The following is a 14,126-nucleotide window of genomic DNA, read 5'->3' on the forward strand; positions in this document are numbered from 1 at the left end:
TGGAAGCGGCGCCCGCCGCCGCCGAACCCGCGGCTGCCGGCGCCGCCGCCGCCAAGCCGGCACGCGGCGCGGCGAAGCAGGTCACCGCGGCGGCTTCGCCGCAGCACGCGCAGCTGGACGCGCTGCTCGCCGAGCTGGGCGAGCTGCAGGGCGAAACCCCGATGGTGCCGCTGCAGGTCGACGGCGGCGTGGTCGCCGAGATCGTCTCGGCCTGGACCGGGGTGCCGCTGGGGCGCATGGTCAAGGACGAGATCCGCACCGTGCGCAACCTCGACAGCCTGCTGGTCGAGCGCGTCATCGGCCAGGACCATGCGCTGGCCGCGATCGCCCAGCGCGTGCGCACCGCCACCGCCAAGCTGGAAGACCCGAACAAGCCGCGTGGCGTCTTCCTGTTCGTCGGCCCGTCCGGCGTCGGCAAGACCGAGACCGCGCTGGCGCTGGCCGACATCCTGTACGGTGGCGAGCGCAAGCTGATCACCATCAACATGAGCGAGTACCAGGAAGCGCACAGCGTGTCCGGGCTGAAGGGCTCTCCGCCTGGCTACGTCGGCTACGGCGAGGGCGGCGTGCTGACCGAGGCGGTGCGGCGCAACCCGTACAGCGTGGTGCTGCTGGACGAGGTGGAGAAAGCACACCCGGACGTGCTGGAGATGTTCTTCCAAGTGTTCGACAAGGGCGTGATGGACGATGCCGAAGGCCGCGAGATCGACTTCCGCAACACCTTGATCATCCTCACGTCCAATGTCGGTTCCTCGCAGATCATGCAGTCCTGCCTGAACAAGCCGGCCGAGGAGATTCCGGCCGCCGACGCATTGGCCGAGGCGTTGCGCCCGATCCTGATGCGCAGCTTCAAGCCGGCCTTCCTCGGCCGGCTGAAGGTGGTGCCGTACTACCCGATCAGCGACGACGTGCTGGCGCAGATCATCGCGCTCAAGCTCGGCCGCATCCGCGACCGCGTGGCCGCCAACCACAAGGCCGCCTTCCAGTGGGACCAGAGCCTGGTGGAGGCGGTGTTGGCGCGCTGTACGGAGGTGGATTCGGGCGCGCGCAACGTCGACCACATTCTGAATGGGACGCTGTTGCCGGAAATCGCCGAGAGCGTGCTCGCGGCGATGGCCGAAGGCGGCAAAATCAACGCCATCAAGGTAGGCGCCGGCAAGAACGGCGCGTTCAAATACAAGTTATCCTGACCCCGCAGTCCATCACCAAGGAGGAACACCATGGATTTCTACGGATACAACCGCGCCAAAGCCATTGCCCATTGCGACAGCCTGGCCGTGGGACGGGCAAGCCGCGAGACCGACAGCCTTCGCAGCTGGAACCGCCTGCGTCCGGAACACGTGGTCGAACTGCTGAGCAATGCCGCCGCCGACGCGCGCACCGATGCGCGCGCGCTGGCCTCGTTGATGGAGCGCACTTGCTGGCGCATCAATATGCAGGTGCCGACGCAGGGCAAGGCCAACCAACTGGTCAGCAACGTGCGCGAAGTGGCGATCACAGCCGCCGGCCGCGAGTTCAAGCTGCAGTGCACCGAAAGCCCGGCGTTGCAGCTCGAGCGCATCATCGCCGCCTGAGCCGTTTCACCACGCGCCACCTTCCAGGCCGCGCTCGCGCGGCCTTTGGCCGCCAGGCGCGGGCGGCCGATCTGTAATCGCAAGGAGCACCTATGGACCCGGTCGCCACAATGCTGTCCGCCCTGAGCGCCGCCCCGCGGCAGCAAGAACGGCTGTTGCGGTTGCATACCGCGCTTGGCCCCGACGTGCTGGTCGCCGAGACCCTGGACGGCCACGAGTCGGTCGACGGCGGCGGCTTCCTTTTCGACGTGGGCGCACTGTCGGCCAACGCCAGCCTGCCCCTGGACGACCTGCTTGGCCAGCCGGTGCTGCTGGAACTGCTCACTGCCGAGTCGCGCAGCGCGCTGCGCTCGTTCCACGGCCATGTCACCGCGTTCGAACGGCTCGGCAGCAACGGCGGCCTGGCGCGCTACCGGCTGGTGGTGGAGCCGTGGCTGGCGCTGCTGGCCCAGCGCGTGGACAGCTACGTGTTCCAGGACATGAGCGTGGTGGAGATCGCCGAGAGCGTGTTCGCCGACTACGCCGAGCAAGGCGCGCTGGCGCCGGCGTGGCGCTGGGAGCTGTCCGATCGCAGCACGTACGCCAAGCGCAGCCTGACCACGCAATACGAAGAGACCGACGCCGCGTTCCTGCGCCGGCTGCTGGCTGAGGAAGGCATCGCCTATTGGTTCGAGCACACCGGCGCGGCCGACAGCGACACGCGCGGCACGCACACGCTGGTGCTGTCGGACCACAACGCCGCCTTCGCCGCGCTGGGCACGGTGCGCTACCACCGCAGCGACGTGACCGAGCAGCAGGACAGTGTGCAGCAATGGTCGCAGGCGCGGCGCTGGCGCGCGGCCACGCTGTCGCGGGCCAGCTGGGACTACCGCAGCCTGAGCCTGCGCCCGGCCGGCGCCGACGCCACGCCGCTGGGCGACATCGGCGCCGAGGACGTGGACACCGCCGGCCCGTACGGCTGGCAGGACAGCACGCGCGGCCAGCGCCGCGCGCAGCAGCAGTTCGATGCGCAGCAGGTGGCGGCGCAGACCATCGAGGGCCAGGGGACCTGGCGGCAACTGGCGCCGGGCACGCGTTTCGCGCTGCGCCAGCATGCCGGGGTGGCGGCCGATGCGGCATTCCTGTGCCTGCAGGTGCGGCACCAGGCGCGCAACAACCTGGGCGCGGAGGTGTTCGACGCGCTGGAGCAGTCGCTGGGCGCGGTGACCGTGGCCGGCGCGCCGCTGCCGTCGGCGCTGGCGGGCCTGGGCGCCGGCTATGCGCCGCCGCAAGACGATGCGTCGGTGGCGTTCTACCGCAACCAGTTCACCGCCATGCCGGCCACGGCGACGTACCGGCCGCAGACCGAGGACGGGCATGGCGTGCGCCTGCATCCCAAGCCGACGGTGGCCGGCACGCTGAGCGCGATCGTGGTCAGCGACGGCGACCCGGTGCAGTCCGACCGCGACCACCGGATCAAGGTGCAGTTCCCGTTCCAGCGCGGTGCCGATGCCAGCAGCGCCCTGGCGCACCCGTCCGGCGCGGACAACGCGCCGGGCAATGCCTCGGCGTGGACCTGGGTGCGTGTGATGACGCCGTGGGCCGGGGACAACTGGGGCGGGGTGGTGCCGCCGCGCAAGGGCCAGGAAGTGCTGGTGGGGTTCCTGGAAGGGGACATCGACCGGCCGGTGGTGATCGGCAGCGTGTACAACGGGCGCGGCCAAGACGACGCGGCGCACAACCAGGTCGGCGGCGGCGGGGCCGGGGCCAGTGGCAATGCGCCGGCGTGGTTCCAGGGCAACGCGCACGGCGCGGTGTTCACCGGGTTCAAGAGCCAGGCGCTGGCGCAGAGCCAGGACGGAGCCGGCGGCTACCAGCAACTGCGGCTGGACGACTCGCCCGGCCAGGGCCGGGCGCAGCTGTCGACCACCCAGCACGCCAGCACCTTGACCCTGGGCCACCTGAAGGGCGGCCGCGACAACCTGCGCGAAGGCGAGCGCGGGTACGGGGCAGAGCTGTCCACGCAGGCCTACGGCGCGGTGCGCGCCGGCCAGGGCCTGCTGCTGAGCAGCGAGCCGGGCCAGCAGCAGCTGGCGGCCAGCCAGGCGCTGTCGCAGCTGGAACAGGGCGAACAGCTGCTGCAGGCGCTGGCCGATGCGGCCCGGCAGCAGCAAGCGCAGCTGCCCAACGAGGCGGTCACGCTGCCGGCGCAGGACGGGCTCAAGACGCTGCAGGCCAGCCTCAAGGCGACGCAGCGCGGCAGCGCGGCCGGCCAGCTCCAGGGCGGCGACGGCCAGGCGCCGGGCTGGAGCCGCCCGGCGCTGCTGGGCAGCGGCAGCGCGGGCGTGATGAGCCTGACCCCGGCCGACCAGGTGTGGGTGTCGGGGACGCAGACCGCGCTGCTGGCCGGCACCGCATTAAACTGGGCCAGCCAAGCGCAGCTGGTGCTGGCGGTGGCCGGCGGGCTGGTGCTGTACACCCAGGGCCGCGACCCGGTCGCCGGCAGCCCCAACCAGGAGCGCGGCATCGCCCTGCATGCCGCGCAAGGCACCGTGAGTGCCCGCGCGCACAGGAACCAGGCCAAGCTCGCAGCCAAGACCCAGGTCAGGATCGTCAGCACCACCGCCGACGTCAAACTCGCCGCACCAACCAAGCACCTGCTGGCCACCGCGGCCGGCGCCTACATCAAGCTGGACGGCGACGACATCGAACTGGGCGCGCCGGGGACGATCGCGTTCAAGGGCGGGCATCATGTGTTGACCGGGCCGCAGTCGGCGTCCAATTCAGCCAAGTCAATCCAAGGCTCCCACGAGGCTTGCGAATATCGGGTTCGTACTGCAGAAAATTCTGGTGCCGGTTTGGTGCCACTTGGAGCATAACGCGTGTACTTCGATCATCGGCTATTCGAGTCGCATCAGTTCGCCCTCATGAACCCGCTGCTGATTGAACGGCACGTTGTTGGGATGTGGCCCTGTGAACCCATCGTACCGCTTGAATTGAAGGGGCAGGGGCACCTTTTTCCGTGTCTTTTACGGCTGGGAGAAATGTCTATAGATGAGAAGCTTCGCGCCTTAGACGCCACGGTGGCCTACGGGCAAGCACACGATAAAGAGCCATTTTCTGCTCTTATCGGTACTACCGCTAAAGCCGGGCGGGTGCGCGGCCATCTTGCGAGGATGATGGTTCGACGCGTCGAGGGCGAAAAGATGCTGTTTAGATTTTACGACCCCCGCGTTTGGTCATGCCTGCAGTGGATTCTTTCTGCCTCGCAATTGGATGCACTGCTTGGTCCAATTGACGTGTGGACAACGCGCGACGCAACTGGAGACACATGGACACAGTCCCAGAGCATGCAATCAGCGGAGAGTGAATTCGCGATGGACTTGTCGCAGTTATCCGCAGTGGCGTCGCTGGGATCGGTCAATAAAGTACTTAAACGACTTCGGGAAGAAGAGGTTCATGTGGGCGGAAGCCTTCCGTTGTCCAAACGCGTGTATACCGAAATAGAAAACGCGAGAGCGGCAGGGCTCGTGAACGCGGATGACCAAGAGGCTTTCGCATTTTTGTCAATGTCGATATCTCCACGGATACACGATTGTCCGAAGTTTCAGGATTTGATCCACTTGGCGCGGAAGGAGCCCGGTGCTTACCGTAGCCTGGTTTCCGAAGTGGATGAGCAGAAGATTCAGCAATACGCGACTGAACTTGAAGGAGCTTGGCAGAATGGATAAGACCCCGATGCGATCCTGTGATCCTGCGAAGAAATGTGACGTCTGCGATCAGATCGGACTGCCGATACTCCCGCTTCGCTATGCCGTATGTCGATCGGACGTGCGTGAGCAATGGAGAGGCCCTCCGCTGACGGGTAAATTCGGCAAGGGAGTGTCTAGCCTCGCTCTGCCCGGAAGTGAAGCCCATTACACCTTGCGACTTGCGCGCCAAGGGTATCTCTATGTATTCAATGAAGTTCGTGGTGAGTGGAAAGGCTATCAAGTGACTGAAGACGCCTATCTATTAGAGTTTGACCCCCTAGGCGTGCCGCCGCCGCGAGAGGAGTTTGCTCCAAGCTGCGCGCGTATGGCTAATTCGCAGATTGCACGCTTCGTTACGATTCCCGATCCGAAGCGCGCTGGAGACGTATGGTTTGGCTACAGCGAAGCACCTTGGCCAGCTGAGATACTGAATCGCAACAGGTCACGCGCTGAACGCCAGAGGCACATGCGATGCGTCAATGTAAAAGCATGGTTAGCAGGAAAGGACTTTGATCACGCAGGCAACGCAATGGATGCAGCGGCCTTGGTCAGTGAGTTCAAATTCACTCAGCCTGAAAGGCAGAAAACCACGATTCCATTTCTGCCACCGGCCCAGCCTACGCCTTCGCAAAAAAAGCCAGGTTCTCCGGGTCAGATAGAGAGTCTTGAAGAAGTCATGGTTGTCGCCAATCCTGGTTTCGGATTCTCGTTCGTGCACTTTGCTCGATGTAAACAGCAGGTGCCAGGCATGGAGGAGTGGTTGAAAAAGAGTGCTTCGCTTGGTAGGCCGATGATGCTTGCGCTAAATGATCCTGCCGGCATTGCTCAGGAGCTGTCGGCGCTGATTCGGGAAAAGGCGGAGGACTTCGAAGTTGAGAATGACCGCAGCTGGAAGCAGGCAAGTGCTGTAGCCATTCGCGGCATAAAGCAGGCCATCGAGGATCAAGCAGCAGCTGATGAGCTTAGTTCAGTGCGCGCTAGCGCGTATACTGGCAAGGCTGCCATGGAGCTTTACGCAGCTGGTATCAAAAAAATACAGGAGGAGCTGACGCCCGAGCAGGACAAAAGCGCCCGAGAATCTGCGTGGAACAGATATCGCGACGACTACGATCATGCTGCGGTGAGTCGCTTCGAGATTGAGCTTAAGAGCGAGATGGAGAGCTTTACTAGCGCTCATCTTACTCCGCTTGCCGAGAGCTTTGTCAGCTGGTACCAGGATGAATCCTATCGAACCTGGCTGTGCTGCAACCATCATGACGAGTACTCGCACAGTGGAATGCGCTGGACGGAGATCGTCGAAAATTCGCTTGAAGGAGTCGTAGGCCACGACGTAGTCCAGGCAGCAGTCATCAGGGATCTGACCGGGCGATTCGATGACATCAAGAACGCAACCATGCGTGCGCTCGTTCTGAACGACAAGATTGCCGCTCAGATTCTGCAGGAACAATCGAAATCACTGGTCGACAATCCTGGCGCTTGGTCAAATATATTCAAGGCATATGGGCATGTCTTGGACAGAGGTGGCAAGAATCCAGCTGAGCTTCAGCAGGGGCTTGGGTTGATCGCAGGCTTTGTCTACAAAATTTCGGGTGGAATCGTCACATGTCTGGCAAAAGTCGGTACCACGGTGCGGCGGGGGACTGTAAGCATTGCAATCAGCGCCGCCGCACGTAATAACATGATGGGGCTTCTGGGGATGCTTTCCGGGAAGCGCATTGAACGGGTAGGCATCAAGGCGTCCGAGCGTGAAATGGCGCACTTTCTCGTTGAGGCGTTGAGTCGGGGGCAGCCCGGGGTCAATAGGAGAGAGTTGCGTTCCCGCATCGACCAACATCTGCGCCAGGAACTAAATGAGCGTAGTGGCGCCCGCGTTGCGACAGGTGAGCGAAATGCGCGTGGGAGAAAAATTTTCGAATGGGCGGTATTTTGGGATAAGGAGGCGGTGGCCGCAGCGCGCGGGGGTAGCCCTTCATCGCTAGGGAACTTGTTGCTGACGGAGCAGCAGATAAGGGCGCTGGTACAGAACCGAGCATCCCAGCATGCCGCTCCGCACGTTAGCCTTGATGTAAGACTTGGTGTGGTAGGCCTGATCCTTGACGCGTGGAACGTATGCGACTCGTTTGGCAAGCTCGACGAAAAGTCGGAAGGGCCTGCCTTACGTCGTGAATTGGCGCTGAGTTCGGCACTTGTAGGCTTTACTGGCACCAGCATGGAACTGATCGGCATTGGGCTAGAAAGAACAATGTGGGGCCGTACCGCACTGGCAACAGAGCTTCGATTTGGTGCGCTGCAGGCGTCAACAAGGGCAGGGGCTATGGGGTTTTTCGGTAAAGCCCTTGGTGCGGTTGGTGGTCTATTAGGTGCGGCAATTGATGGCTGGAAATCAGTGGACGCTTACAGGAAAGGTGATATCCCCATGACGGTATTTTACGCTGTGACAGCGGTATCCGGAGCTGTTGTCGCTATTCTCATGCTTGCGGGGGTTCTTACCGCGGGCGTTGGATTTATTATTCTTCTTGTGCTTGGTCTTATAAGCATGCTGGGTGAATGGCTAATTAATTTGATTAGGGACGATAAGGTTGAAGTGTGGTTGGACAAGACACCTTTCGGCGTGCACGAACATGGAAGGTTTGGGTCCGTCGAAGAGCAAGATGAGGCATATAATGCGCTCATGCCGGCCGATGCGTAAGAAATGAGTCAGTTTGCAGGCTGGTTGGCCCAGCATTATCGTGTGAATCGCCCGCTATCCGATTATGAAAGGGTTTCGGATGTTTCCAACTTCAATGCATCAGGGTTGAAGCCGATTGATCAAGGGATTATCGATCTAAATCCCGTATTTGTAGAATACGTGGATCGACACTTCCTCTATCGCGGCTGGGGAGCAATGTGGGGCTCCCTCATTGTCGCTATGGCGTTCACGTTCGCATTGGCAATGATACGGGTGCTCTGGGAGGTTAAAACGGAGGGTGTGCGGGCGGTCACCGCAGGTGACTACTACGCAATTGGCTTTGTTGTGATCCTCTCGCTAGGAGCCGGCGCTTTGGCATACTGGATGCTATTAGGACGGGATGTTTTTCGGTATCAGTACTATCCAATACGTTTTAATAGGGTGAGTCGGGTTGTTCATATCTTTACAGGGGGAAAGCAGGGTGCAATCTCCGTTCCTTGGGATGATATCCATTTCGTCATTGGACGCGACAAACCCATAGGTCCTGATGAAGGCAGTACGTATGATCTGCGTGGTCATGTAATGCGCGGCGACCAAGTCATCCATACCTTTGCCGTTGGATCCGATAGTGGTTCCAGTCCCGGCGTCACCTTGGCACATTGGGAGATGATCCGCCGATACATGAACGGTGGTGGGATGGACGCGCTGCCGTTTCCCCCGCTACAGCTATTCATGTCGACCGCGGCAAGTTTCCGGAACGCGTTCATCATCCATGTTTCTTCTGCAGGCAAGGGTTTGATGCTTCTTGCTCTGCCAATCACGTTGCCCTGGGCCCTATTCCGGTATCTCACCATGAAGCTGTGCAGGAAGCCGCAGTGGCCCGAATCTGTGGAAGAGGCCTGCCAGCCAGGGTCAAAGCAGCCTGGCGCACTCCAAGCCCCTGCGGTTTATGGGCGTGTCAAGCGCGGTGGGCCGAAAGGCGATGCAATGCTGTCGTTCTGGGAAGATGCCATTAAAGAGGCAAAAGCAAGAGATCCCGAACTCCGTGTACAGCTGTACGGGCGGACTCCTACCTGAAGTGTGTCTTTGCTGAGGTCTCCAATTGCTATCCACGAGTTTCAGTTGGCGTCTTGGAATTGGTTAGTAACGCCGCTCCGGTCAACGCTGAGAAACCGTAAGTCTAAAGAGTCGCCCCTGAAAAACCCCAACCACCCAACGACCGCAAGGCCTTGATGTCTGCACCGGCGTGCTAAAACTACCAGTGTTCGCTACGCTGAAGGCTGGTTTCTTGCAATTTCCGCCCATGCGTACACGCCGTTGTGCAGCCGAGGACAGACCCGCCGACGAGTTGTTCCGTTCGCGCCTGGAGAATCAGATCGATCTGCGGCATCCGCTGGCGCAGCTGAGCCAACGGATGCCGTGGACGGCGTTGGAGCAAGCCCTTTCATCGCTCTTGCCGGCCACTCCGGCCGGTGGCGGTCGGCCGGCATTGCCGGTGCGGCTGATCGCTGGTTTGCTCTACCTCAAGCACGCCTACGACCTATCCGATGAAGCGGTGTGCGAGCGTTGGCTGGAAAATCCGTACTGGCAGTTTTTCACTGGCGAGGTCGTGTTCCAGACGCGCTTGCCGTGCGATGCCAGCTCGCTGACGCGTTGGCGGCAGCGGCTTGGCGAAGCGGGGATGGAAGAGTTGTTGGCGCACACGATCAATGCCGCGCATGCGATGCAGGCGGTGGATGGGCGCGCGTTGTCGCGGGTGATCGTGGATACCACGGTGCAGGAAAAGGCGATCGCTTATCCGACCGACAGCCGGCTGTTGGAGGTGGCGCGCAAGAAGCTGGTGCTGCTGGCAAAGCGGCATGGCGTCGCGCTGCGGCAAACCTACGCGCGGCAAGGTCCGGCCCTGAGCCGCAAGGCAGGCCGCTATGCGCATGCGCGCCAGTTCAAGCGCATGCGGCGCGTGCTGCGGCGTCAACGCACGGTGCTGGGGCGGGTGTTGCGCGATATCGAGCGCAAGCTGGACCAGGTGGACAGCAGCGTGGGCGAGCGCATTGCTGTCTGGCTGGAACGTGCGCAACGGCTGTACACGCAGCGTCCGAAGGACAAACAAAAACTGTACGCATTGCATGCCCCGGAAGTGGAATGCATCGGCAAGGGCAAGGCGCGTCAAGCGTACGCATTCGGCGTCAAGGTCGGCATTGCGGTGAGTGCCTGCAAGGGATTGATCGTGGGCGCGCGCAGTTTTCCTGGCAATCCGTACGACGGCGACACCTTGGCCGAGCAACTGGAGCAGGCACGCGGGTTGCTGCAGGATCTGAGCGTAGAACCGACGGTGGCGATCGTGGACCTGGGTTATCGCGGGCGCGAGGTCGCTGGGGTGCAGGTGCTGCATCGTGGCAAGGCCAGGACGTTGACGCGACGGCAATGGCGCTGGATCAAACGACGGCAGGCGGTGGAGCCGGTGATCGGACATCTGAAAGACGACTGCAGGTTGCGTCGCTGCAGGCTGAAAGGTGCATAAGGCGATGCGCTGCACGTACTCGGCTGCGCCGCCGGCTACAACCTGCGCTGGATCGCGTTTTTGCGTGCCTGGATGCGGGCGATGGAATGGCCATCCTTTAGCCACGTGCCGCTGTCACAGACGGCACGGGGCGCTTGAAGGGGATTTTTCAGGGACAACTACTGAGGGGGCTAAATGGGGTTTGAAGTTTCTAGTTCCTTTTGCGCTTCTGTGTGGGGCGGTTTTATACTGGGCCTTGCCTAGGCATGAATTTTTTAAATTTATCTACTACCCAATCCGCTTCAACCGCAAAACCCGCAAGGTTTACGTCTTCCGTGAACCGCGCGACGGCGGTCTGCTGATCGTCCCTTGGGAAGATGTTTTCTTCCACATCGGCCGCGGCACCGACATGAAGTTCCTGCGCGACATCCGTGGCGAGATTCTCGACGGCACTATCGTCAAGGACACCTTCGCGCTAGGCCACTGCGCCGAGCGCGACGAGCCGGTCAAGGAGATGTGGGAGTTCATCCGTCGCTACATGGAGGAAGGCCCGGAGGCCGTGGCCGAGCATCCGCTGGACAAGTATGTCGAACTGTCGGTAGCACCGACCTGGAAAAACTGCCTGATCTCGGCGGTTGGCTTCACCAATGCGGACACGCCATTCAAGCGCGTGCTGCTCTCGCCTTTCATCGGCACCTTCACCCTGGTGCGCTGGCTGGTGTTCAAGAGTTGCAAGCAGCCGGTGTTCCCACCGGAGGTGGAAGGCGAGTGCAGGGTCGAACCGAACGATCCGAACATCTGGCCGGTCCCCAAGTCGATCGGCGAGTTCGTGACCACCGTTCCTGGCTTGATGACCTATGCGATGCGCAAGGCGCAAGGCATCAGAACGCCGCCGGACGCGCCAACGGATCCGGCGTCGCAGTTCAAGGACTGGGGCAAGAAGTGACATGGCGCGCGTTGCGGCCTTGTTGGCGCTGTCGCGCACAGCCGATGGCATGGCCAATATCGACGAATCGCAGAGTGTGGCCGATGCCGGCTCGTATCTGTGGACGTCGATGACCGAGGGGTCGCAGGCGGCGATGCGTAAGCGTATCGCCGAGGAAGGCATCGCCTATTGGTTCGAGCACACCGGTGAAGCCGACAGCGACACGCGCGGCACGCACACGCTGGTGCTGTCGCGACACGCTGAGCGCGATCGTGGTCAGCGACGGCGACTTGGTACAGTCCGACCGCGATCACCGGATCAAGGTGCAGTCGCCATTCCAGCGCGGCGCCGACGCCAGCAGCGCGTCGACACCTCGACATCCGGTTTGACACTCATAGCCGTGGCTTTGAGATGGACGTGAATGCTACTGGCTCACACTCAAGCCCACCAATGGGAGGTAGACCTTTAGGGAAGGTCTGAACAATGAGGCCTGAGAGTGCGGGATGTCGCGTCGTTCCGGAGAGTCGCGTTTGGATCTTCGGAGTTTGGCCATTTCTGGCGCTTTCCGTGGGAAATCCCCGGGTTACAGGCGCACGCTCCCCATAGCAGGCAGTAACTGCTTTCGCTTCATCCACAGGTTTGACAGCGCAAACAACGTCAGCACCTGCGCGGTGTTCTTGGCCAGGCCGCGATAGCGGACCTTGGTGTAGCCGAACTGGCACTTGATCACCCGGAACGGATGCTCCACCTTCGCGCGCACGCTGGCCTTGAAGTGTTCCCAACGCTGTTCCCGAGCACGTTCGCGTTTGTTGCCGATGGCTTGCGTCGTCGAGGGCCTGGCGGCGATGAAGAATGCAGCCTTGCAGGTCTGCAGTTCGTCGCGTTTGTCCGCGCCGGTGTAGCCGCTGTCGCCGAACACGCTGTCTTCTTTGCCATGCAGCAACGTGTGCGTCACCGTGACGTCGGCGACATTAGCCGCTGTGCAATGGACGTGGTGCACCAACCCGGAAAACTCATCCACGCCGATGTGCGCCTTCATCCCGAAATACCACTGATTGCCCTTCTTGGTCTGATGCATCTCAGGGTCGCGCGCGTGATCGGCGTTCTTGGTCGAACTGGGCGCAGCGATCAGCGTCGCATCGACGATCGTGCCCGACCGCAGGCTCTGGCCCTTGCGCGCCAGATGCGCGTTGACGGCGTCCAGCATCCGTGCGGCAAGGCCATGGGTCTCCAGCAGGCGCCGGAAGTTGAGAATCGTGGTCTCGTCGGGAATGTCGTCCAAGCCACCGAGCTGGGCAAAGCGCCGCAAAGTCGGAATCTCGTGCAGCGCTTCTTCCATCGCCGGATCGCTCAACGCATACCACTGCTGCAGCAGATGAATCCGCAACATCGTCGCCAGTGCGTACGGTTGCCGACCTGGCCGGCCCGACACGGGATAGTGCGGTGCGATCAGCGCAAGCAACTGCTTCCACGGCACCACCTTCTCCATCTCGCTCAGGAAGATTTCGCGGCGGGTCTGCTTACGCTTACCCAGACCCTCAGCGTCACCGGGTGTGTAGTGTCGCGCATCTGGGGGCGTTGTTCAGAGGTTCCTTAGGCATCAAGTGAGTTGGATGCGTCCGTGTGGATCGGCGGTTGTGAGTTTCCTTCCCGGAGCGTCAGGTAAGGGTTGTTTGGCGGAAGCTCCCCAAATACACCTTGCCAACGCTCAAGCAGGTAGCCGTGGAGCCTTCGCGATTTGCGAGGTCCGGTTACTTCGCACGTCCAGATGTTCAGGCCATTTGCTTGCTTACGGTGTAGATGCAATTTCTCAAATCTCTTCTGCGCCCACTGCCAATCTGCCATCTCTTCACGCTTGGCATAGTCAGCGATTTGAGGATGTTCTTGCGCATAGCGCTGAAACACACCTGGGCTTACCAGATAGACGGCATCCGCCACGATATGCACCAGCGCCTTAGCGTCGTTGATGACGAGTCGGCGCGATGCAATCGCCTGCTGCAGCCATGTCACGAAATGATCGGCTGACATTTGAGTTGAGGTGCCATTCGACTCGTCCCTGGATGGTGGGGTACTGGTCGACATTGGATTTTTTTTCGCTGGGACGGACTCGCTCACCTGGTGTAGCTTTCCGGGAGCTCCAGGCGTTGGCTGAAACGATGAGTCTTCTTGGGCATCGGCCTTCGGTTGATCTGGTGCCCCAATCATTGCCAGCAGTTCATCCATCATATCCGGCGCGTTTCTCGCTACGGGTTGTGTGCTCAAAGAAGGCTTCGATTCCAACGGCGGATTGGCTCGATCATCGGCGGTGTCTTGCGTGGACGACTCAAGCAAGTCCGGCGCACTTTCGCCGGTTGCCTCGACACCTTGGCCTGCTTCAACAAGCACCGTCCCCGCGTATGCGGCCGGCCGCTCACCAGCCTCCCAGATCAGAGCGGGCGAGAGTCGCAGTAGCGTAAAGGCATGTGACCAGCCGCTTGAGCTGGTCACCGTTGCACGCCAGATCGCTTTACCATCCGGTGCGGGCTGGAGCATGCTGTGCTCTTGAAGAACAGTGAACACAGCCGAGTTGCTCGCTGGGATGCCGTCTATGCCTTGCGATAGCAGGTGGGCACGCAACTTGTCCGAGACGGTCTTGCTGACGAGCCAGAGCGCATCGTGCGTCAGCCAGCCATCGGACGCCTGGGGCTGATTTAGTTTCAACTCTTCCTTGAGCAGATAGCGCAGGCCG

The 14,126-nt window shown here is 61.5% G+C and carries 10 protein-coding genes and 1 pseudogene; 9 read left to right on the forward strand and 2 right to left on the reverse strand.

The window, feature by feature from the left end; all coding sequences use genetic code 11:
• The 9 genes and pseudogenes from F7R02_RS21935 to F7R02_RS21975 form a co-directional block, all read left to right on the forward strand.
• Positions 1–1,190: AAA family ATPase (locus tag F7R02_RS21935; protein ID WP_208789130.1), on the forward strand; the 1,190-nt coding region annotated here is incomplete at its 5' end.
• A 30-nt stretch (positions 1,191–1,220) separates the two neighbouring features.
• A complete protein-coding gene (locus tag F7R02_RS21940; RefSeq protein ID WP_078591216.1) occupies positions 1,221–1,574 on the forward strand; it encodes a hypothetical protein in 354 nt (117 codons plus the stop codon).
• 92 nt (positions 1,575–1,666) lie between these two features.
• Complete coding sequence (locus tag F7R02_RS21945) at positions 1,667–4,432, forward strand: type VI secretion system Vgr family protein (protein ID WP_151210199.1); 2,766 nt, start codon at positions 1,667–1,669, stop codon at positions 4,430–4,432.
• Between the two features lie 48 nt (positions 4,433–4,480).
• Positions 4,481–5,284, forward strand: a complete 804-nt coding sequence (locus F7R02_RS21950) for a DUF4123 domain-containing protein (RefSeq protein ID WP_139370936.1) — start codon at positions 4,481–4,483, stop codon at positions 5,282–5,284.
• Positions 5,277–7,994: a T6SS effector BTH_I2691 family protein gene (locus F7R02_RS21955; protein WP_139370935.1), complete on the forward strand. Its 2,718-nt coding sequence runs from the start codon at positions 5,277–5,279 to the stop codon at positions 7,992–7,994. The genes F7R02_RS21950 and F7R02_RS21955 overlap by 8 nt, the downstream gene beginning before the upstream one ends.
• A gap of 3 nt (positions 7,995–7,997) precedes the next feature.
• The gene (locus F7R02_RS21960; protein ID WP_139370934.1) at positions 7,998–9,050 is read left to right on the forward strand and encodes a DUF6708 domain-containing protein; all 1,053 of its coding nucleotides are present in this window, start codon (positions 7,998–8,000) and stop codon (positions 9,048–9,050) included.
• A 226-nt stretch (positions 9,051–9,276) separates the two neighbouring features.
• Positions 9,277–10,632, forward strand: a pseudogene (locus tag F7R02_RS21965) (IS5 family transposase).
• 43 nt (positions 10,633–10,675) lie between these two features.
• A complete protein-coding gene (locus F7R02_RS21970; protein WP_078590038.1) occupies positions 10,676–11,419 on the forward strand; it encodes a DUF6708 domain-containing protein in 744 nt (247 codons plus the stop codon).
• A gap of 1 nt (position 11,420) precedes the next feature.
• On the forward strand, positions 11,421–11,819 hold the full coding sequence (locus F7R02_RS21975) for a hypothetical protein (protein ID WP_139370967.1): 399 nt from the start codon (positions 11,421–11,423) through the stop codon (positions 11,817–11,819).
• Positions 11,820–11,981: 162 nt separating this feature from the next.
• Here the strand turns inward: F7R02_RS21975 and F7R02_RS21985 are convergent, their stop codons facing one another.
• Positions 11,982–12,932 (reverse strand): IS5 family transposase, encoded by a 951-nt coding sequence (locus F7R02_RS21985; protein WP_151210204.1) that lies wholly within the window; start codon positions 12,930–12,932, stop codon positions 11,982–11,984.
• Positions 12,933–12,991: 59 nt separating this feature from the next.
• On the reverse strand, positions 12,992–14,126 hold a 1,135-nt coding region (locus F7R02_RS21990), incomplete at its 5' end, for a helicase/relaxase domain-containing protein (RefSeq protein WP_167521087.1).

Source organism: Xanthomonas cissicola, assembly GCF_008801575.1.
Classification (GTDB): domain Bacteria; phylum Pseudomonadota; class Gammaproteobacteria; order Xanthomonadales; family Xanthomonadaceae; genus Xanthomonas; species Xanthomonas cissicola.